Annotated in this window: 16 protein-coding genes; 8 read left to right on the top strand and 8 right to left on the bottom strand. The window is 51.8% G+C overall.

Going from position 1 to position 21,451, the window contains the following annotated elements; all coding sequences use genetic code 11:
- Positions 1-20: 20 nt before the first annotated feature.
- Positions 21-1,382 (bottom strand): OmpA family protein, encoded by a 1,362-nt coding sequence (locus EG028_RS21810; RefSeq protein WP_162946607.1) that lies wholly within the window; start codon positions 1,380-1,382, stop codon positions 21-23.
- Positions 1,383-1,802: 420 nt separating this feature from the next.
- Here EG028_RS21810 and EG028_RS21805 point away from each other — a divergent pair, with 420 nt between their 5' ends.
- The gene (locus tag EG028_RS21805) at positions 1,803-2,768 is read left to right on the top strand and encodes a polyprenyl synthetase family protein (RefSeq protein ID WP_174235435.1); all 966 of its coding nucleotides are present in this window, start codon (positions 1,803-1,805) and stop codon (positions 2,766-2,768) included.
- A gap of 118 nt (positions 2,769-2,886) precedes the next feature.
- Positions 2,887-4,590 carry a single-stranded-DNA-specific exonuclease RecJ gene (recJ, locus tag EG028_RS21800; protein ID WP_120518610.1) on the top strand — a complete coding sequence of 568 codons (1,704 nt, stop codon included), beginning with the start codon at positions 2,887-2,889 and terminating at the stop codon, positions 4,588-4,590.
- A 1-nt stretch (position 4,591) separates the two neighbouring features.
- Here recJ and EG028_RS21795 read toward each other — a convergent pair whose 3' ends face one another.
- Together EG028_RS21795 and htpG are read right to left on the bottom strand one after the other, a co-directional pair.
- Positions 4,592-5,404, bottom strand: a complete 813-nt coding sequence (locus EG028_RS21795) for a carboxylesterase family protein (protein WP_206614502.1) — start codon at positions 5,402-5,404, stop codon at positions 4,592-4,594.
- Positions 5,405-5,694: 290 nt separating this feature from the next.
- On the bottom strand, positions 5,695-7,521 hold the full coding sequence (gene htpG, locus EG028_RS21790; RefSeq protein WP_120518611.1) for a molecular chaperone HtpG: 1,827 nt from the start codon (positions 7,519-7,521) through the stop codon (positions 5,695-5,697).
- A gap of 206 nt (positions 7,522-7,727) precedes the next feature.
- Here htpG and EG028_RS21785 point away from each other — a divergent pair, with 206 nt between their 5' ends.
- From EG028_RS21785 to EG028_RS21765, 5 genes are all read left to right on the top strand, one after another.
- Complete coding sequence (locus tag EG028_RS21785; RefSeq protein ID WP_120518612.1) at positions 7,728-10,994, top strand: T9SS-dependent choice-of-anchor J family protein; 3,267 nt, start codon at positions 7,728-7,730, stop codon at positions 10,992-10,994.
- A gap of 188 nt (positions 10,995-11,182) precedes the next feature.
- Positions 11,183-11,536 (top strand): 30S ribosomal protein S6, encoded by a 354-nt coding sequence (gene rpsF / locus EG028_RS21780; protein WP_120518613.1) that lies wholly within the window; start codon positions 11,183-11,185, stop codon positions 11,534-11,536.
- A gap of 3 nt (positions 11,537-11,539) precedes the next feature.
- Positions 11,540-11,806, top strand: a complete 267-nt coding sequence (rpsR, locus tag EG028_RS21775; RefSeq protein WP_119078554.1) for a 30S ribosomal protein S18 — start codon at positions 11,540-11,542, stop codon at positions 11,804-11,806.
- A 6-nt stretch (positions 11,807-11,812) separates the two neighbouring features.
- Positions 11,813-12,259 carry a 50S ribosomal protein L9 gene (gene rplI, locus EG028_RS21770; protein WP_120518614.1) on the top strand — a complete coding sequence of 149 codons (447 nt, stop codon included), beginning with the start codon at positions 11,813-11,815 and terminating at the stop codon, positions 12,257-12,259.
- Between the two features lie 221 nt (positions 12,260-12,480).
- Entirely contained in the window at positions 12,481-12,900 is a 420-nt protein-coding gene (locus tag EG028_RS21765) for a hypothetical protein (protein ID WP_120518615.1), read from the top strand.
- A gap of 211 nt (positions 12,901-13,111) precedes the next feature.
- Here EG028_RS21765 and EG028_RS21760 read toward each other — a convergent pair whose 3' ends face one another.
- Positions 13,112-13,798, bottom strand: a complete 687-nt coding sequence (locus tag EG028_RS21760; protein ID WP_120518616.1) for a hypothetical protein — start codon at positions 13,796-13,798, stop codon at positions 13,112-13,114.
- A gap of 93 nt (positions 13,799-13,891) precedes the next feature.
- Between EG028_RS21760 and EG028_RS21755 the strand changes: the two genes are divergently transcribed.
- Positions 13,892-14,959, top strand: a complete 1,068-nt coding sequence (locus tag EG028_RS21755; protein ID WP_123864757.1) for a hypothetical protein — start codon at positions 13,892-13,894, stop codon at positions 14,957-14,959.
- Between the two features lie 303 nt (positions 14,960-15,262).
- On the opposite strand, the gene EG028_RS21750 is transcribed toward EG028_RS21755, so the two are convergent.
- From EG028_RS21750 to nuoL, 4 genes are all read right to left on the bottom strand, one after another.
- Positions 15,263-16,537, bottom strand: a complete 1,275-nt coding sequence (locus EG028_RS21750) for an ABC transporter permease (RefSeq protein WP_120518618.1) — start codon at positions 16,535-16,537, stop codon at positions 15,263-15,265.
- A gap of 127 nt (positions 16,538-16,664) precedes the next feature.
- Positions 16,665-18,038 (bottom strand): NADH-quinone oxidoreductase subunit N, encoded by a 1,374-nt coding sequence (locus EG028_RS21745; RefSeq protein ID WP_120518619.1) that lies wholly within the window; start codon positions 18,036-18,038, stop codon positions 16,665-16,667.
- Between the two features lie 31 nt (positions 18,039-18,069).
- Positions 18,070-19,515, bottom strand: coding sequence for a complex I subunit 4 family protein (locus tag EG028_RS21740; RefSeq protein WP_120518620.1), 1,446 nt, complete (start codon positions 19,513-19,515; stop codon positions 18,070-18,072).
- Between the two features lie 25 nt (positions 19,516-19,540).
- A complete protein-coding gene (gene nuoL / locus EG028_RS21735; protein ID WP_120518621.1) occupies positions 19,541-21,439 on the bottom strand; it encodes an NADH-quinone oxidoreductase subunit L in 1,899 nt (632 codons plus the stop codon).
- Positions 21,440-21,451 lie beyond the last annotated feature (12 nt).

The raw sequence follows: 21,451 nt of genomic DNA, 5'->3' as shown, positions 1-21,451 counted from the left end.
CCGTGGTTATCCGGTCTGTATTAGTTAGCAGGAGCTAAGTCTACAGTGCTGGATTCGCCAGGAGTATTTTGTTTGATGAAGCGGCCGCGGTCGATACCTTGTTTTTCAGCCAGGTAGTCGATCACTGCATCCACACGGCGAGAGCTCAGGTCTACACCGCCTTTTTTGCCTTTGGCACCAGCGTGGCCGGTAACCAGTACATTACAGGAAGGATTGCTGCGCAGAGTAGCGGCTACGCTACCGAGGATAGCTTCGTTGTCAGAAGATACTTTGGTAGAAGAACCTTTGAAAGCAACGCTGGGGAACACCAGGCTAGCACATGCGGGGCCGGTCTGGATGTTTTTGCAGCACTCAGGATCCGGGCATTTACCTACGCCGTCAGCGTCAACAGGCTGGCAATATGTCGGAGTGATGAGTTGTTTGTCTTTGTAGTCAGGAACGCCGTCACCGTCTGTATCTTTAGCTACACCGTGAGAATCAACGGGAGCACCAGCGGGGGTGTTGGGTTCGCGGTCGAACTGATCAGTTACACCGTCGCCGTCAGCATCAGGCAGAACAGGAGTAGGCAGTTTCATACGGCGGGGGCTGTTCAGCTCGTTGTAAGCGAAATCCAGCGGGTTAACCCACCATAAGGGTTCTACGCGTTTGTTCGGGTTGCCCAGGTTGAAGTTCAGGCGAAGGCTGGTGTAAGAGAAGAAGTCTTTGCTGCCATCATAAGCACCGGCGGTATAACCGTCCAGGTAATCATCGAAGGGCAGGGTGATTTTTTCTTCAACACCGATGTTGAAACGTTTAGATACTTTGAAAGCGATACCGGTACCAACTTCAGCAGCATGACGCAGCAGCTGGTTGTCATCGTTACGGCCGATCTGAACACGGTTACCCTGGCTAGGAGCATTGCTTTCGTATTCTTTGTCGTACAGATCTTTCAGCTGATCGCGAATGTCTTTTTTCTTGCCACCGAAGTTAACTCCGGAGTAAGAATAAGCAGCGTTGCTTGCATTCAGCGCGTCAACGTCCACGTCTGCGAGCATCAGACCGTAACCGGCAAATACATACCAGTTAACTTTGGGCTGTGCTTTGTAGAAAAGGATGTTGCTCAGGGAAGCTACCAGGTTCAAAGACAGCTGGTGGGTTGCGGTTTTGAAGTTAGGAACCACATTGCCGCTGTTAGCAGCAGCTGTAGGATTCCATGCGCCACCTACTGTATTGGGTTTCAATTGGTAATCCAGACCATAGTCGAAAGAACCAGTATATTCACCTCTGATAGAGAAAGTATGACCGATTGCTTTTCTCAGGGACAGACCGCCGCCGAAGCCGGGGAGAGCAGCCACATCACCTTTGATAAAGTGGTAACCACCGTGGAAACCAAGTTCCCACATGTTACGGGGTTTTGCGGGGTAGTCGGATTGGTTGTTTCTGAAGCTGTTAAACTGCGCCATATTCTTTGCCGAAACTTTTGAGGAGTCCAGGGCATCGTAATTGGGTTTAACCTGCGCAAAACCAGGAGATGCTGCCAGAAGAGTCATTGCACCTGCCAGTAGTAAGTACTTTTTGCTTGCCATAATTGTTTTTTTATTTAAAAACTGTTAAAGATTTTACAATTAACGCGTTTTTTACCAAGCAAAGGTAAAAATCCTAAATGAATATACAAATTTTTATTGCGATTTTATTTGTATTGATAACTAGCTCAAAATTAGAGCCTAATTTAAAGAACATCCAACTAATGTATACAAATTCGGGGCCAATTTTGCAAAATGTCCTATTTTAGGCCTAGCTTAGCAAACCTTTTTATTATATCCATGGAGGAAATTAAACAACTGATCGGGAAGGAATTACAAGATTTCGAAGGAAAGTTTGCGGATGCAGTGAAGAGCCATGTTCCTCTCCTGGACCGGATAATGCATTATATCGTCAAACGGAAGGGCAAACAGATCAGGCCCATGTTCGTTTTACTCTCCGCCAGATTGTTCTCCAACAGCATTAACGAAAATACCTACCGCGCCGCCGCCCTTGTGGAACTTTTACACACCGCCACCCTCGTACACGACGATGTGGTGGACGACTCCCTCGAGCGCCGGGGCTTTTTTTCCATCAACGCCCTCTGGAAAAACAAGATCGCCGTACTGGTAGGCGATTACCTCCTCTCCAAAGGCCTCCTCCTCAGTATTACCAACAACGACTTCCGCAGCCTCGAGATACTCTCCCGCGCCGTAAAGGAAATGAGCGAAGGCGAGCTCCTCCAGATCGAAAAAACCCGCAAACTGGACATTAAAGAAGATATCTATTTCGAGATCATACGCCGCAAAACCGCCTCCCTCCTCGCCTCAGCCTGCGCAGCCGGAGCCTGGAGCACCACCGCGGATGATGCCCTCACCGAAAAAATGAGGCTATTCGGCGAAAAGGTCGGCGTCGCTTTCCAGATCAAAGATGACCTGTTCGACTACGGCACCGCCAACATCGGCAAACCCACGGGGATAGACATCCGGGAAAAGAAAATGACCCTCCCCCTCATTTACACCCTCCAGCACAGCAGCAAGGAACAACGCAGGCATATAATAAATATAGTAAAGAATCATAATAAAGATAAGGACAAGGTCAACGAAGTCATCACCCTCGTAAAAGAGAATGGAGGGATAGAATATACCCGGCAGAAAATGCTGCAATACCGGGACGAAGCTCTTGCCATCCTGCATGAACTGCCTGAAAGCGACGTCAGGGCAGGGCTCGAATCACTCGTAAGGTTTACCACGGACCGGAAGTTTTAAGGCCTTCCCTCCCACTTTCGGAGAATTTCCCGCTTTTAGCGTAAATACGCTAATCATCCTTATATTACAATAGAAGTCAGAACCAACAGAGGAAGTAAATTCCCGCCAATAACATTTCATGCAGAAACGCTGGACAGTCAAAAAATATCAACCAATACAGGAGCAGCAGCTTCAGTCAGCTTTGAAGATTCATCCCATCCTATGCCGCCTGCTGGTGCAAAGAGGCATTACAAAGTATGATGAAGCCAGGCATTTTTTCCGCCCTTCCCTGGAAGATCTCCACGATCCCTGGATCATGAAGGATATGGACAAAGCCATTTCACGGCTGGAAGAAGCCTTTTTTCGCCAGGAAAAGATCCTCATTTACGGGGATTATGACGTAGATGGCACGACGGCTGTAGCCACCGTTTACGGTTTCCTCCAGTCCCATTACAGCAATATCGAATTTTATATCCCCCACCGTTACCGCGAAGGTTACGGCATTTCCATGCAGGGCATCGAATATGCCCGGGAAAATGATTTCAGCCTCGTCATCGCGCTGGACTGCGGGATCAAATCCATCGAATATATCAGGCACGCAAAATCCATCGGGATAGATTTTATCATCTGCGATCACCACCTTCCCGATCCGGAACTGCCGCCCGCCATAGCCATCCTGAACCCGAAACAGGAAGGATGCCCCTATCCCTACAAGGAACTGAGCGGCTGCGGCATCGGCTTTAAGCTCATCAGCGCCCTGGCCCAGAAAAAGGGCAGGCCCATGCAGGAAGTATACGGTTTCCTGGATCTCGTGGCCACCAGCATCGCGGCGGACATTGTGCCCATGACCGGCGAAAACCGCATTCTGGCCTTCCATGGCGTAAAACAGGTGAACGAAACACCCAGCGCGGGCATCAGGGCCCTCATACAGCTCAGCAACCTGAAAGAAAAACTCACCACCTCCAACCTCGTATTCGTCATCGCCCCCCGCGTGAATGCCGCCGGCCGTATGGATGACGCACGCAAAGCCGTGAACCTCTTTATAGAAAAGGACTACGACAAAGCGTACGCTTTTGCCGAAATGCTGCACGGCGACAATATGGAACGGAAAGGCGTGGACATGAGCATTACACAGGAAGCCGTGAGCATTATCCAGAACGATGTATCCCTGCACGGCCGCAAATCCACCGTACTGTTCCAGCCCCACTGGCACAAAGGCGTGGTGGGCATCGTGGCCAGCCGCCTGATCGATAAATATTATTACCGCCCCACCATCATACTCACCCAAAGCAACGATAAAGTGGCCGGCTCCGCCCGCTCCGTATCCGGGTTCAATGTTTATGAAGCTATCCACCAGTGCAAGGACCTGCTGGAAAATTACGGCGGGCACTTTTATGCCGCCGGCATGACCATGAAACCGGAGAACGTATCCGCCTTCCAGGCAAAATTTGAGGAAGTGGTCGCCGCAACCATCAACCCGGACCTGCTGATACCGGAGATCGTAATAGATTCCGAAATCTACCTGTCCGACCTTACGCCTTCCTTTTATAATATTATGCGGCAGTTTGAACCGCTGGGGCCGGAGAACCTGCGCCCCATATTCCTGGCAAGGAACCTGATGGATACAGGTTTTTCAAAGATTGTAAAAGATGAGCACCTGAAATTGTCTGTCAAACAACGGAGTGGAGGGTCTTTTAGTGGAATAGGGTTTTTCATGGCCGATAAATTTGAACTCATCAGCCATAAAAAACCCTTTGATATGGTATTTACCGTAGAAGAAAATGAATGGAACGGTACTGTCTCCCTTCAGCTGAAAGTGATAGATATCCGCGAAACAACCTGATTTAAGGCAAACGCTGCGCGTTCAGCCAGGTGAACAATGCCTGGTCATTGTAAGCCTTGGTCCAGGCATCATGCCCGCCGGTAGGATTTTCAGTGTATTTTACTTTCTGCCCGCCGCAGGATTTGATGGCATTCACCATATTCCTGGATCCGCTGACGTTCACCTGCGGGTCGTCCGCATTATGAAAAGCCCAAACCGGCTTGTCTTTTAGGGCACATGCTTTCGCGACCGGGCCGGCCCCGCAGATAGGCGCTGCCGCTGCGAAACGTGTAGGATAAGCAGCCACCCACTCCCAACAGCCAAATCCTCCCATACTCAGGCCTGTAACATAGATCCTTTTAGGGTCAACATTGTACTGCTTTACAATGTCATCGTACAGCGCATTCAAACTGGGCACATGCCACCATGAATTGGTTTTACACTGGGGAGAAATAACGATGTAGGGGAAATTGGGGTTCTTCGCCGCCACGCCCGCCAGACCCGCGCGTTTCACCATGTTCAGATCGTTCGTGGTATTGCCCCGTTCACCGATACCATGCAGGAAGATAATCACCGGCCAGCGTTTGGTCTTTTCCGTGTTATAACTGGCAGGTATCTGCAATACGTAATCAGTGACGAGCTTGGGGTTGTTCACTTTTTTAAAGCTAACCCCCGTTTGCTGAGGAGTAAAGGCGGCGGCAGCCTGCTCGTTTGCTGGTGCTTGCTCAGCCCCCGGTGCCTGCGGATCCGCTTTAGCCGGATCAACAGTGGAGGTCTTGGAACATGCGGCCATCAGGAATACGATGGCGGCGCTTAGAATAATTCTGTTAGTCATGGATTGTAGGATATGGTTTTAAGTAAATCGGTTTCTCAATTACTTCTGCTCAGGCAATGATTATACCAACTACAATGTTCCCATATCCTGAAATCAGCCACCAGCTTAGTAAAAAATATAATCTATCAGAAATTCATATATACAAGCGGGTTGATACTAACGGTACTGCATAATGATCGCAGAGGCATTTTCAGGATATTATTTTTACGCTTTTTTTTGAAACCCCAAAAACAACAAAGCGGATAACCTTTGCAGGTTATCCGCTTCGGGATATTTATGCGGGTATCAGTTTATTTATTCCCCATCAGTTCCACGCTGCGCTGTACAAAAGCCGTCAGGTCCGCTCCGGTGAGCAGGTTCTGCGAAAGCAGCGCCAGGTCCGCCAGGTTGCGCACCTGCTTCTCCTGCAATTCACCATTTCCTTCCTGTAAAATATTCTGGTAAATGGGATGGTTCGCGTTCACCGTCATCGTAATCTCGTCCGGCATGCCCGCATACCAGCTGGCCGCGGAGCCGCCCATAGCCGCCATGTCTTTCATCCTGCGCATCAGCTCGCCGCGGGTCACGATCACCGGCTGGTCCTGCGCGCCAAGGCCCTTCAATTCCACTTTGATGTATGGCAGCGCCAGTTGCTGGCCGAAGAGTTCTTTCAGTTTACCCTCCTGTTCTTCACTCAGCACGCTTACCGCGGTGGCTTCATGATCTATCAGGTTGTCCGGGATGTCCGCATCCACACGGGTGAACTGCACGTTTTCCCACTTCTGTTCCATATGATTGATGAAACCCGCATCCACCATCGTATCCAGCTTCACTACCTTAAAACCCTTGGCAGCGGCGGCACTTACGTAGCTGTCCTGCTGCACGGGATTGGTGGCGTAAAGGATCACGAGTTTGTTCTCTTTATTAGTTTGCAGTGCGGCCGTTGCGGTGCGGTATTCTTCCAGCGTATAAAAAGCACCGCCGGTCACGTCTTCCAGGAGATGGAATTTGCTGGCTTTGTCCAGGAATTTGTCTTCGGTCATCATACCGTATTTCACGAAGAGTGCGATGTGCTCCCACTTTTCTTCGAATGATTTACGATCCGTGCGGAACATTTCATCCAGCTTGTCCGCTACTTTTTTCGTGATATGCGCGTTGATCTTTTTTACGTTGGGGTCACCCTGGAGATAGCTGCGGCTCACGTTCAGCGGAATGTCCGGCGAATCGATCACACCGTGCAGCAACATGAGGAATTCAGGTACGATGTTTTTCACTTCATCGGTCACGAACACCTGGTTGCTGTAAAGGCTGATCTTATCTTTTTGTATTTCGTAGGACTTGGTGATCTTCGGGAAATACAGGATGCCAGTGAGGTTGAACGGATAGTCCACGTTCAGGTGGATCCAGAACAGCGGCGGTTCCGCGAAGGGGTACAGTTCTTTGTAAAAGTTCTGGTAATCGTCCGCGGTCAGTTCGCTGGGCTTTTTCACCCAGGCGGGTGTGGTGTTGTTGATCTGCGTATCCTGGAATTTGATCGGCACGGGCAGGAAGCGGCAGAACTTTTCGAGGATGGTGCGGATGCGGTGCTCATCCAGGAATTCTTCGCTTTCCTCGTTGATGTGCAGCACGATGTCCGTACCGCGTTCAGTTTTTTCAGTTTCTTCCAGCTGGTATTCGGGGCTGCCGTCGCATTCCCAGCGCACGGCCTGTGCGTCCGGCTTCCATGACTTTGTGATGATTTCCACCTGGCTGCTCACCATAAAGGAAGAATAAAACCCGAGACCGAAATGCCCGATGATATTGGCGCCGTCTCCCTGGCCTTTGTATTTTTTCACAAACTCTTCCGCACCGGAAAAAGCCACCTGGTTGATGTATTTATCCACTTCTTCGGCCGTCATGCCTACGCCCCGGTCCGAGATCGTGATCGTTTTTTTCTCTACGTCCAATGCAACCGTTATATCGGTACTGCCAATATCTCCTTTAAATTCGCCAACGCTGGCAAGGGTTTTCAGTTTCTGCGTAGCGTCCACGGCGTTGCTCACCAGTTCCCGTAAAAAAATGTCATGATCTGAATACAGGAACTTCTTGATAATGGGGAAAATGTTTTCTGTTTGTACACGTATTGCACCTTTCTGCATATGATTATCAGTTTTTAACGGAAGATTGTAGTCAAAGGTTATGCCATGGCCCCGTGGCTGACAAGTTGACCGGGGATCACATCTTTTTCACATCTTAAATTAACAAAATCATCATATCATTTCATTTCCGGATAAAATAACCGGCGTAATTTAGGGATACAAAACACACAACCCCGTTTAATCCACCCAAAAACGAAAGACCCTTTATGAAAAAACCTCTACTCCTGGCTATTTTATTATGCCCCTTACTGGTATTTGCGCAAGGCACGAACCCTGCCCCGCAAAGCATCCCGTATTTGCAGGATTTTACCGCCCTGCCGCACACTTCCACCGTATACCCGGAAGGCTGGCAGGGATGGGCGTTGAGCGGCTCCCCCAGCGGCGCGTTCAATGTATTGCCCGCGGCAGCCGACAAGGCACTGGCCGCCAACAATACCGCCTCTTCCACCACGAACGGCGTGCTGAACTACAATGGCAAGATCGGTTACCTGAACAGCGGCAGCGCGGACAATTCCGTGGTGCTGAGCATCAGCACCACGGCGAACACAAACGTGCGTGTGCGCTACCAGATGATGACCCTGCGCAACCCTTACGACGGCAATTCCAATACCCGCGTCAATGAAGCGGTATTGCAGTACCGTGCGGGCCTGAGCGGGAACTTCATCACGCTGCCGGCCACCGCGTACCAGAACAATACCGTTACGCAGACCGCCTCCGGCGTCACTACGCCACAGCAACTGGTATCCATCGAAGCGTTGCTGCCCGCGGAATGCGAGAACCAGCCGGTGGTACAGCTCAGGTGGGTGAACCGCCAGATCGGCGGTGCCGGGTCAAGACCGTCTTTCGCGATAGACAGCGTAGCGGTATGGGGCCTGAGCGGGGACAATGTACCGCCCGCGCTCGGCAGCCTCCAGCCGGCAAACGGCGCCACCGGCGTAATACCCGGCACCAATGCAGTGATCACTTTCGACGAAAATATCCGGAAAAACACGGGGACCGTGACCGTACATAATCTCAGCCAGGGCACCCGCCTGGTGCTGGACATCAACGATCCTGCTATAACTATTTCCTCCAATACGCTCACCATTCCCGCCGCGCTCCGCGGGAACAGGGAATATTTTATAACACTGGACAGCAACGCCATACAGGATTCCAACGGGAATGGCTTTGGCGGCATCCTGGACAGCATCAGCTGGCGCTTCAGCACGGGCAGCCAGGTGCTGGATTTCCCCTTCACCACCTGCGGCGGCACTTTGCCGAACGGTTTCACGCAATACAGCGTGACGGGTGCGCAGACATGGGCTTGTACTACGTTTGGCCAGAGCGGCAACGGTGTGCAGATCAACGGTTTCTCCGGCGGCGCGCGTGAAAATGAAGACTGGTTCATCAGCCCGGTGTTCGACCTCAGCGGGTTTAATGTGCCGTTGCTGGCATTCGCGAGCAGAACCGCCTTCCAGGGCCCGTCCCTTGAGCTGCGTGTATCCACCAATTACGCCGGCGGCGGCGATCCCCGCCTCGCCACCTGGACCAGCATCAGCGGGCGTTTCCCCGAGGTGGGCACCGATGTATGGAAAACATCTTCCGGCATCAACCTCAGCAATTTCAAAGGCACGGACGTGTACATTGCCTGGGTATATACTTCTTCCCCCACGGCACAGGCCAGCCGCTGGACGCTGGACGATATCCGCGTGTCCGACACCAGCGCCGCGCCGGCCCCTGACGTGTACACCCTGCCCTCCCAGCTGGACTTCGATTACGCCCCGGCGGGCCAGCGCTCTGCGCCACAGCCCTTCACTTATTGGGCCAGCGACCTTACCGCCCCGCTGGTGATCACCGCCCCGGCTAATTTTGAGATATCCCTCGACAATACCACCTACCAGTCCGGCATCACCATCCCGGCCGCAGAAGCAATGGCCGCGCTGGATTCTGTATGGGTGCGGTTTGCCCCCGGTGCCGCGAACCAGAACTACAGCGGTTCCATCAGCTTCAGCTCCGCCGGCCTGCAACGCAATAAGATCTCATTGTCTGGCACCAGCCTGCGCACGCTGAAAGTGGTGAACTGGAACATGGAATGGTTTGGCCACCTGAATTTCGGGCCTACGAATGAGGCATTGCAACAGACCAATGCGCTGAAAGTATTAAAAAGCCTGGATGCGGACATCTATGCGCTCAGCGAAGTGGTGGACACTATCCGCCTGAAAAACATCGTGGATTCCATGCCGGGCTACCGTTTTACGGTATCGGATTTCGGCAGCCGGGTGGACAGCCTTACCGCCCCGCTGTATGACAGTGCGCAGAAGCTGGCCTTTGTATACCGCGAAGACCTTGTGAAAAATATCCGCACCTATGGCGTGCTGCGCAAAGGCGCCAGCGCGGACGCTTATTTCAACTGGTCCTCCGGCCGCTTCCCTTACCTGATGGAAGCGATGGTGAACCTGAACGGCGATTCCGCCCGGATCCATTTCATTGTGATCCACGCCAAAGCCAATACCGGCGACAATCCCGCCGATTTCATCGAAAGCTGGCACCGCCGGAGGAATGGGGCCAAAGAGTTGAAAGACACACTGGATGCTCATTTTGCTTACAAAAACGTACTGGTACTCGGCGATTTTAATGACGATTTCGACAGGACCATTACCGCGCAGATGGCGCCGGACACGACCACTTCATATATCGACTTCAAGCTGGACAGCCTGGATTATATTCCCTTCACTTACGCGCTGAGCCTGGCCCGCCAGCGGTCTACCGCTTCTTTCCCGGATATGATAGACCATGCCATGGGTACGAACGAGATGTTGTACGCCTATGTGCCGAATTCGGCCAGGGTGGCGCGGAACGTGGAATCGCTGATACCGTCTTATTCCAATTTCACCTCGGACCACTTCCCGATCCTGAGCCGGTACGATCTGCGGGTGCTGGCCCACCCCGTGGTGATCACCCAGTTCACAGCCAGGGAAGACAATGGCGGCGTGGCGCTCACCTGGAATACTACCCGGGAGATCAACAACAGCCGTTTTGTGGTGGAAAGGTCGCTGAATGCGCGCAACTGGCAGCCGATAGATACGGTGCCCGCCACGGCGCTGAATGGCCAGGGCGCGGCTTACCAGAGCTTTGACGGCACGGTGCTGCCGGGGTACTGGCATTACCGCCTCCACCAGTTTGGCCTGGACAGCACGGAGCAATACAGCCCTGTACAAAGCGTGCTGGTGCTGAGCCGGGAATCCTGGTTCCGCCTGCTGTGGTTTATCCTGGGCCGGCAGCTGTATATTTACATGGATGCCCGCGAAAGCGGCCCGGCCACCATACAACTCTTTGATATGCAAGGAGCTGTAAGGTACCAGACGCAGATGAACTTCTATAAGGGCATGAACTTCAAGTCGGTGGACGTGGGGAACATGGCTTCGGGGATCTACCTGCTGAGGGTGCAGTGCGGGAACAAAACAGAGGTGAAGAAAATATTTATTAGCCGCTGATAGACAATTCTTTATAATAAAATCCGGGGCTTCTTTACGGGGCTCCGGATTTTTTATGTTTGTTAATACGGTCAGGGGGCGGAAAAAATGCGGAAATTAGCGCCTGTAAAGCGGAAGAATCAGAAAATCCCCCTATCTTTGCACTCCAATTTTATTTTTTTTAATTAATTCACTAACAAGGGAAATTTATGTCAAACTACGAATTGATGGTGATTTTTACCCCTGTGCTCTCTGAAGAGGACTACAAAGCCGCTCAGAAGAAATTCGTTGACCTTGTCAAAGACAATGGCGGCGAAGTTTCGCACGAGAATCCCTGGGGCCTGAAATCACTGGCGTATCCGATCCAGAAGAAAACCACGGGCATGTACCTGGTTCTGGAGTACACTGCGCCATCCGACTTCAATGAGAAGCTGAAGATCCAGCTCAACCGCGATGAAAATGTATTGCGCTACATGTTTACCAAACTGGACAAGCACGCTGTTGCTTACAACACCAGGAAAAAAGGTAACTATGAGGCTGAACCTAAACCAGTAGAAGCTTAAGTTATGGCAGTTAAACAAGAGATCAAGTACTTAACCGCGGTTAAGCAAGAGAAGCGCCAGAAAAAATACTGCCGCTTCAAGAAATTAGGTATCAAGTATGTAGATTACAAAGATGCTGAGTTTCTGAAAAAATTCCTGAACGATCAGGGTAAAATGCTGCCTCGCCGTATCACCGGCAACTCGCTGAAATTCCAGCGTAAGGTGGCTGAGGCTATCAAAAAAGCTCGTCAAATGGCTTTATTGCCTTATGTTACTGACCTTTTAAAGTAAGAAACAATGCAAGTAATCTTAATACAAGACGTAGATAATCTGGGCGGGAAGAATGAACTGGTGACCGTAAAGAATGGTTACGCCAGGAACTTCCTGATCCCTCAGAAGTTTGCCGTAGAAGCAAGCAATTCCAACCTGAAGCAACTGGACGAACGTCTGAAAGTAGCGAAAGTGAAGGAAGAAAAAATGCTGGCCGAAATCGCGAAAGTGGTGGAAGTGCTGAAAGCTGCTCCTGTGAAGATCGGTGCTAAAACCGGTACTTCCGGCAAAATCTTCGGTAGTGTTACCGGCGTTCAGATCGCCCGTGCTATCAAGGAACAGAAAGGTTATGAGATCGACCGCCGCCGTATCCACATCATCGGTGACGTTAAAGAACTGGGCACTTACAAAGCCCGCATCGATTTCGGCAAAGGCAATGATACCGAGCTGGAATTTGAAGTGGTAGCAGAGTAATTCTCACCCGATATTACAAAAAGCGCTGTTCCCCCGGGACGGCGCTTTTTTATTGCAGCAACCCGTAGTTTTTTAATATCATCCTCCACGCCTGACCGGCCCTTTCCGCCGGAAACATATCCCACCTGTTTCCTTTTTCCAAACCCGCATTTTTAATCCCTCTCCCACAACCTTTCTCCACCCTGCATTGTAATTATTGTGTCCCAAAAACACATCAGATCATGAAAAAGCTCCTCGCCCTGCTGTTTATCATAACAGCCACCATTTCTTTGACGTACGCTCAAAACCCTCTTGACAAAGCCAAAAGCGCGGCCGGCGGCGCACAACTGCAAACACCCAAACTGGACGTAGGCAGCGCGGCCAATTCGATCCTCGGCAAATTGACGCCGGCACTGGGCCTCACAGAAAAACAAAAACCCAACGTGCTCAGCTCCGTAACGGGTTTCCTGAAAGACAAATCCGGTATCCTGGGCATGGCCCAAACGGACAAAGCCGGGTATGCCTCCAAATTCGCCGGCCTCCAGGGCGGCCTTTTCGGGAAACTGAAAACCATCCTGACGGCCACCCAATACACGAAATTCCTGGGCCTGAAACCCAAAACAAACGATCCGACGAACGCACTGTCGCAATTGTTCTTCTAAACACCTGCCGGGCCATTAACGGATATCAACCGGAATGGCCCGGCATACGTTAATTTAGTATAAGGAATTCGCTCTAAGAGTAGTCTAATAGTAGTGGTAGTGTAGTAGTAGTGTAGTCTGATAGTAGTGTAATAGTAGTCATAGAGTAGTCGTGAAGCTGTGGCGAAGTAGTTCCTAAGTAGTACAGAAGTAGCAGACAAGTAGTAAAGGGCTACAAAAACTCGATCTTTGACGGGCTGTCATACTTTATATAATTCGAATGTTCGTACAGCAGCTGCGCCAGCAGCACTTTAATCCCGGATACGGCGCCCTGCCCGGTATACGGGTATATACGCTCAAACCCCTCATCATCGTTAGGTTGAAATCCAAGCCTGGGCATGGCTTTCCAGTCGAATGGCAAATTATGTTGATTTGGGTGAGCTGATTTGCCGGGAAAAGAAATGAATATCTCCCCGGGGGCAAGGAGCCTGAATTCGATAAAGAAGCCCTGTTTTTTTAACAGGTGTAACCTGAACCCGGCATTTTTTCCTTCAATAAGATCGTATAACGCTTCCGTTAATTCATTCTCATTAGGAGTGATCCAGGTGGATTTGTTCAAAAGTTCCTCCAGCCTGGTCTTTAAAGCGGAAAGGTCCGGGTTGGGGTTGTTATATCCCCTCAAAGCACCACGCTCTTCAAACCAGCCAATCATCTTTTCAAGCCCGCGTTTTTCTTCCATATAGGGATCTTTAAAATATTGCAGGTTTTCCAATGTCTTATTAACGCGACAGAGCCCTTTTTTGCAGGTAGCAGCGAAAAGATAATCAGATTCCTTAAGCGCCTCCTGTATCAATACTTCCAGATTGGCCTTTTCTGATTCGAGGACCAGGATCAATTCATCCAGTTCTGAGGTATACATGGCTTATTCAAATTTCCCTGTTACCAAAATACAACAAAAAGGCATGTGCGGAACATCGAAAACGCCTATTTTAGGGGTATTAATTCCTATACCATGAAACATCTCCCGTTGCTCTTCAGCGCATTTTCCCTGGTGCAGGTGGCCAATGCACAGGATGCCGTGTATGCGGATAAAGTCACCGACCACAAGACCATCCGCCTGAAAACATATAGCCTGTCTGAAACACAACTGGATAAAGTAGCCGCCATAGAGGTGCTCTCCGTCCAGTGGGATACCGCCCGCCTCGGCTTCGTACAGGTAGGCATGACCAACAAACGTATAGAAGCCGTTCCCGATTTGCCCTACAATCAATATTTACAGCAATATGTTGACCGGCAGTACGGCGGCAAACTGTCTCCTTCGGGCGTACACCTGCTTTGGGCGGTAAAAGACGTACGTATCAACGAAAGGACCTTCCAGGTCAATGAAAAAGGGTATTGCCGCGTTAAAGCGGATGCTTACATTTCCCGGGACGGGCAGCAGTATGCCCAGGTACAGGCTTTTGACACTGTGATCATTCGCGGCGCCATGGATGTTACCGGGCGCCACGATGAAAATATCGCCCGCGCGCTGCACCTGGTGCTGCTCACTTCGCTGGAAAAAGGCCTGCCCCTGCTGGATGCGCAGCCAACCCTGCAGTCAAAGGACAACATCAAAGCCGCGCAGCTCGCCGCCCTGGATATCCCTATCCTTCTGGATACAGCGTATGTGGACGGGGTATATGCTTCCTTTGAGGAGTTTAAGGCGAACAGGCCTTCCATTACAGCTTTTAAGATGGAAAATGCGGGAAAGAAACCCAAATTGTATACCACGGACGCTTCCCCTCAGCACATTAAAGACTCCTGGGGCTTCTGTGTAAAAGGCGAGCTTTACCGTACTTCCGGCGATGCCATTATCCCCATTGAAAAAAGCGGGCATGGCTTCGTGGTGTCCAACTACATGCAATCCGCCAGGCGGCGCAACCAGGCCATGTTCTGGAGCAGTGTGGGCGGCGGCCTGATAGGCGGCGCCATTGCCGGTTCCGCCATGAAACCGTATATGGTGACCAATATCCCCTATATCACCCGCCAGGAGCCGGAAGCAACGGCCCTTGATATGGAAACGGGGGAATTGACGTTGTAAATCAACAGGTAACGACATAAAAAAGAGGGGGATCTCAACACTGGTTGATGATCCCCCTCTTTCTTTTACCGGTCCTGCAAAGCAGGTGCCCGGGCTATAATGCGTTTAATCTTACTAATCGGTTATCGCCTTCCCACCCGACCTATCCCTGTCTTCCACCGCCTTTAGATGGCCTTACATCCCTGTCATAACGGCCTCTAACTTCCCTCTAACCGGCCTTATATTTCCCTTTAACCGCCTTGTAACAGCATAGTAAAAGCGTTCTAACGACGTTGTAACGACGTAGTAAAAGCGTTCTATCTGTTATTCGTATCGCAAAGCCACGATCGGGTCCAGCTTGGACGCCTTGATGGCGGGATAGATGCCCGAGATCAGCCCTACCATCGCGCACAGCCCGATACCCAGGCAGATCCACAACCAGGGCACCACGAAGCTGGAGCCAATCAGCAAAGACATCACATTGCCCACCAGCATACCGAGAATAACGCCCAGCGCGCCACCCATTACACTGATAATGATCGCTTCCCACACAAACTGCTGCCGGATGGAAGGCCGTGTAGCGCCCAGCGCCTTGTTGACACCGATTTCGCGGGTGCGTTCGGCTACGGATACCAGCATGATGTTCATCAGGCCGATGGCGGAGCCGAACAGCGTGATAAACCCGATCAGCGCCGCGCCGGCGGTTACCGTGCCCAGCTGGCGGAAAAGCAGCTCCGCGATGCTGTCGCTGCGGCTCATATAAAAGTTGTTTTCTTCGTTGATATCCATTTTCCGGATAATCCTGAACACACCGGTGGCTTCGCCCATCGCCGCATCCACCTGCTTCACGTCATTCACGTTCACATTCACCTGGTAAGAGGCCCAGGGACGGTTGAATACCCTCCGGGTGCTCGTGACCGTAGTGACCACCACATTGTCCGCGCTCATCATATTGCTGCTCCCTTTCTCCTTCAGCAGCCCTATTACCTTATACCGCACGTTCCCGATACGGATATTGTCGTTGATCGCTCTCTCAGGGTGATCTCCGTACAGTTTTTTGGCCACTTCGCTGCCCAGTACCGCCACATTGCGCCCGGATTCTATATCCGCTTTATTGAAGTTACGGCCGGCAGTGAGCTCATAATTGCTCAGGCCCAGGTAATTCTCATCCCCGCCGACCACCTGCACCGTGGGGTTCGTCTTTTTTTCATCCTTATACACGGTCATATTCCCCCCGGCCCTGAAAGACACGCTCACGGTGGCGGGGAAGGCAAATTTTTCCTTAAAGGCCATCGCCTCCTGGAAAGTGATCACTTTATTCTGGTTGGACGTGCGCACCTTTCCTTTTTTGGTGGTGCCGCGGGTAGCGTTGCCCGGCCCACCGATGCGTATCCGCTGCTCCCGGTTCCTGATAGAGAATCCGTTTGCCCCCATACTGGCAAAGCTGTTGAAGATGGAGCTTTTGATAGAATCTATCGCCGTCAGGATGCCCACCAGCGCCATAATGCCAAAGGCAATAATGAAAATGGTCAGGCCGGCCCGGAGGCGGTTTGCACTGATAGAGCGCATGGCGAGGGAAAATGTATCTCTTAATCGCATAACAACGGTTAGCATAAAGTTAACGGATTTCCCTTATCAAAAGCACCTTTCCGGATGAATGGCAAGGGCATAAAAAAAGCAGCACAACCGCTAAGTTGTGCTGCTCAATCAGTTGAACGGAATGCGCTTACAGGAATTGCAGCAGCAGGCCGGGGAACACCCCGAGGGTGATCACGATGGCGGCAGCCAGCAGCAAAGCCGCTTTGAAACCGCCGGTAATGGGCAGCGTCTCGGCATCGCCTGTTTTGAAGTACATGGCCATGATCACGCGGAAGTAGTAGTAGGCGCTGATAGCGGCGCAAAGCACGCCGAGTATCACCAGCCACAGCAGCCCGCCTGCCTGTACGGCCGCGCTCAGCACGAAATATTTCGCGAAGAAACCGGCTGTGAGCGGAATGCCCGCCAGGCTCAGCAAAAAGATCGTGGTCACCAGCGCCAGCAAAGGTTCTTTGCGGGCCAGGCCATTATATCCGTCGAATGTATAGTCTTTCATTTTCAGCAGCACGGCAAACACGCCGATGGTAGCCACGCTATATGCGGCAGCATACAGGATCATACCCTGGGTAGCCATCTCGTTGTCCGACACGATGGCGAACAGCATAAAACCCGCCTGCGCGATACTGGAATACGCCAGCATCCTTTTTACGCTCTGCTGGAACACCGCTGTGAAGTTGCCGATCAGCAACGTAGCGGCGGTGATCAGTGCGATGATCAGCTGCCAGTGATGGGTGAGGCTGCCGCCGGTGAAACTTACGTAGAACAAACGCATGAAAGCAATAAAGCTCGCCGCTTTCACCACGGTGGCCATAAAGGCGGTGAACACGGTGGGTGAGCCGTCGTATACGTCCGGTGTCCAGAAGTGGAAGGGAGCGGCGGATACCTTGAATGCCAGTGCAAACGCGAGCAGGATAATGCCGCAGAGTGCCAGCGGGCTGAGGTCACCGGCGCCAAGGCCCATTTCACGGATATTGAAAGTACCGGTAGCGCCATAGAGCAGCGCGATACCCATCAGCAGGATGCCGGTGGTAAAAGAGCCTGTCAGGAAATACTTCAGGGAAGCCTCGTTGCTTTTCAGGTTCTTTTTATCCGCGCCCGCCAGGATGTACTGGGGGATGGAAATGATCTCGATCGCGAGGAACAGCATCAGCATATTGCTGAACGATCCGCTGAGCATGATGCCGCTGAGGATAAAAAACACGAGGGCAAAATAATCCGCAACGTCCTCTCCTACTCTTTCGAAAGCGCTGCCGCACAGCAGGAAATACAGGAACGTGGAAGCGATCGCCACCCCGTTGAACAGTACGGAGAAGCGGCTTACCTCCACCATGCCGTGAAGCAGCACTGTGCTGCCGCCGGCCAGTGTACCGTCGTACCAGTTTGCAATAAATGCAAGGATGGTGCCTGCGATGGCGAAATATTTTATTTGCTGCTTATTCTTTACAAACAGTCCCACGAACATCAGAACAATCCCGAATACAGCAGTTGTAATTAATGCATTCATATCTTAGCGTTACAGAATCTCAATTTAATAATCAGCGTGTGATAACAGCAGCTACGGCATCTTGCAAGCCAATGCCGGCAGCAAGGTCCAGCAAGGGTTTGGGATAAACGCCCAGTACAAAGATAACCGCTACGATACAGGCCATGGCCAGCATTTCGCCGGACTTCAGATCTGTGGTAGTGGCGGTAAGCGCGTTTGCTTCGCCGAACAATACCTTTTGCAGCATGCGCAGCATATACACGGCAGCCAGGATAACGGCGATGCCCGCGATGGCGGCAAACCAGGGATTGTACTGGAAGAGGCCGCTGAACATCAGGAATTCACCGATAAAGCCGTTCGTAAGCGGCAGCGCAATGTTTGCCAGGCTCACGATCACCAGCAGGATAGCCAGCCTGGGTGCGTAAGTAGCAATGCCTCCCAGCTCTCCCATGTTCTTCACTTTCAGGCGCTGCTCTATCACTTCCACGATGATCCACAAACCGATGATGTTGATACCGTGGTTGAACATCTGCACCTGCACGCCTGCCAGGCTTTGTTCGTTATTGGCGAATATGGCCGCGCTCATCAGCCCGATGTGGGCGATAGAAGAGTACGCGATCAGTTTTTTGAGATCGGATTGCATGATGGCGATGCAACTTGCGTAAATGATACCGATCACGCTCAGCACGATAGCGGCTTCCTGCCACATATACACGCCCTGCGGCAAAACCGGCACCAGCCAGCGCATTACGCCAAAGAGGCCCATCTTCACCATAACGCCGCTCAGTACCATGGTTACGGGAGTGGGTGATTGTTCATAAGTGTCCGGCTGCCAGGTATGGAAGGGAAACACCGGCATCTTGATCGCGAAAGCCACAAAGAACAGCCAGAACAACCAGGATTGTTCACCGTTGCTCAGGGACAGGCTGGTGAAAGACTGCCAGCTGAAAGAGCCCTCCGTCTGGAAGTAGATATAAATGATACCTACCAGCATCAGCAGGGAACCTGCGAAGGTGTATACAAAGAACTTAAAAGTAACGGGTACCGCTCTTTCGCCGCCCCACATGGAGCAGAGGAAATATACGGGGATGAGCGCCAGTTCCCAGAAGAAGTAGAACAGCAGCGCGTCGTAGGCGAGGAATACGCCCAGCAGGCCGGCCTGCGAAAGCAGCATCAGCCCGTAAAAGCTGCCTGCCCGGTCGTAGCTGCGGCTGAAAACCGTAATAAAGATCAGCGGGAAGGAAATGGTGGTGAGCAGGACCAGCATCAGGCTCAGCCCGTCAAGGCCCACTTTGAACTGGCTGTTCAGCTGAGGGATCCAGTCCGCGGTGAATTGCAGGGAATCGGGCGAGGACTGAAACTGCGTCCAGGCTACCGCCGCAACCGCCAGCGTGGCTAATGACGATAACAGGCTGAATACCTTTGCACCCGGCCCTTTCAGTCCGAACGTGATCAGACCTGTTATCAAAGGAATCAATATGAGTAATACTGTCAACATATCTTTTTCTTAATCCGCTACTGATTTATAAAAACAAACTGATCACAAACAATACGATCATACCGATTACCATGGCGAAGATGTAAAAGCCCACCTGTCCGTTCTGCAGCAGCCTGATCTGGCGGCTGCTCCATTTTACGCCGGTGCCTACGCCGTTCACGAGGCCGTCTATCCCCGCTCTCTCCACCACATCCTGGAAGAAGCGGCTGAGCACCATCAGGGGTTTCACGATGATGGCATCGTACAGTTCATCCACATACCATTTATTTTCGAGCACTTTCGCGAAACCGGTGTTTTCAGCGCCGGTGTCTTCGTATTTGCTGAATTTGCCGCGGGCGATAAATATCATCACGATCACGAGGCCGGTGCTCAGGCCCATCAGGCCCCACTCCAGCTCATGGCTGAGGTGATGCGCGTGCAGATAGGGAGCGGAAGGCGCGAATATCGGGGCGAGGTATTCAGCCAGCAGATGCGGTGTGCCGAACACTTCGGGCATGCCTACATAACCGCCGATAACGGACAATATTGCGAGTATGATCAGCGGCAGGGTGATAGCCACGGGGCTTTCGTGCAGGTGATGTTCCTGTTCGTGCGTGCCGCGGAATTTGCCGGAGAAGGTGATGTAATAAAGGCGGAACATGTAAAACGCCGTCATCAGCGCACCGATGAGCGCGAGGGCGTACATGATCTTGTTATACCCCCAGGTGTGCGCGAGGATCTCGTCTTTGGAGAAAAAACCGCTCAGGCCCGGAATGCCTGCAATCGCAAGGCAGCCGATCAGGAAAGTAATATTGGTGACAGGCATCCATTTTTTCAGTCCGCCCATCTTCCGGATGTCCTGCTCGCCGCCCATGGCATGGATCACGGAGCCGGAGCCGAGGAACAGCAGGGCTTTGAAAAATGCATGCGTCATTACGTGGAATACGGCGGCGGTATAAGCGCCAACGCCCAGCGCAAGGAACATATAACCCAACTGGCTTACGGTAGAGTATGCCAGCACTTTTTTGATATCGTTTTGTTTCAGCGCGATAGAAGCCGCCAGCAGCGCCGTCACCAGGCCTACGATCGCTACGATCGCCTGGATGTGCGGGGCCAGCGAATAAATCACGTTGCTGCGGGCCACCATATAGATACCGGCGGTCACCATCGTAGCGGCGTGGATCAGGGCGGATACGGGAGTAGGGCCGGCCATCGCATCGGGCAGCCAGGTGTACAGGGGTATCTGTGCGGATTTACCCATGGCGCCGATGAACAGCAGCATGGCGATCGCGAAGAGGATGCCGCTGCCTTCGCCCATGGCGGGCACTTTGGCAAATACTTCAGTAAAGGTCACTGAACCGAACTGCTGGATGAGCAGGAAGATGCCGAGCAGGAAACCCAGGTCACCGATACGGTTCATGATAAATGCCTTGTTGGCTGCTTTGTTGTAATTGATGTTTTTGAACCAGAAGCCGATGAGGAGGTAAGAGCAGAGCCCCACACCTTCCCAGCCTATGAACATCATCACGTAGTTGGCGCCCAGCACCAGTATCAGCATGGAGAACACGAAGAGGTTCAGGTACGCGAAGTACCGCGCGAAACTTTCGCTGCTTTCCTCATGCATGTAAGAGGTGGAGTAAATGTGGATCAGCGAGCCTACGCCGGTGATGATCAGCAGGAACAAAGCGCTCAGCTGGTCCACCTGGAAAGCGAAGGGAATATGCAGGCTGCCTACGCTGATGAAATCGAACAGCGAAATCACCTGCGGGGCAAAACCCGGCTGCCTCACTTCGGGGAAAATGAGCAGGCTGATCACAAAAGCCGCCAGCACAGTGCCGCTACCTATCACGCCGGTAAGCGATTTAGGTAAAAAATTCCGGCCCAATCCATTGATCAGGAAACCTAACAACGGTAAGAACGGTACCAGCCAAACAAGATGTATCATCGATCTATACTA

Source organism: Chitinophaga barathri (assembly GCF_003807585.1).
Taxonomy (GTDB): Bacteria; Bacteroidota; Bacteroidia; order Chitinophagales; family Chitinophagaceae; genus Chitinophaga; species Chitinophaga barathri.
The sequence above is the reverse complement of the archived record's forward strand: the minus strand, read 5'-3'. Positions and strand labels throughout refer to the sequence as shown.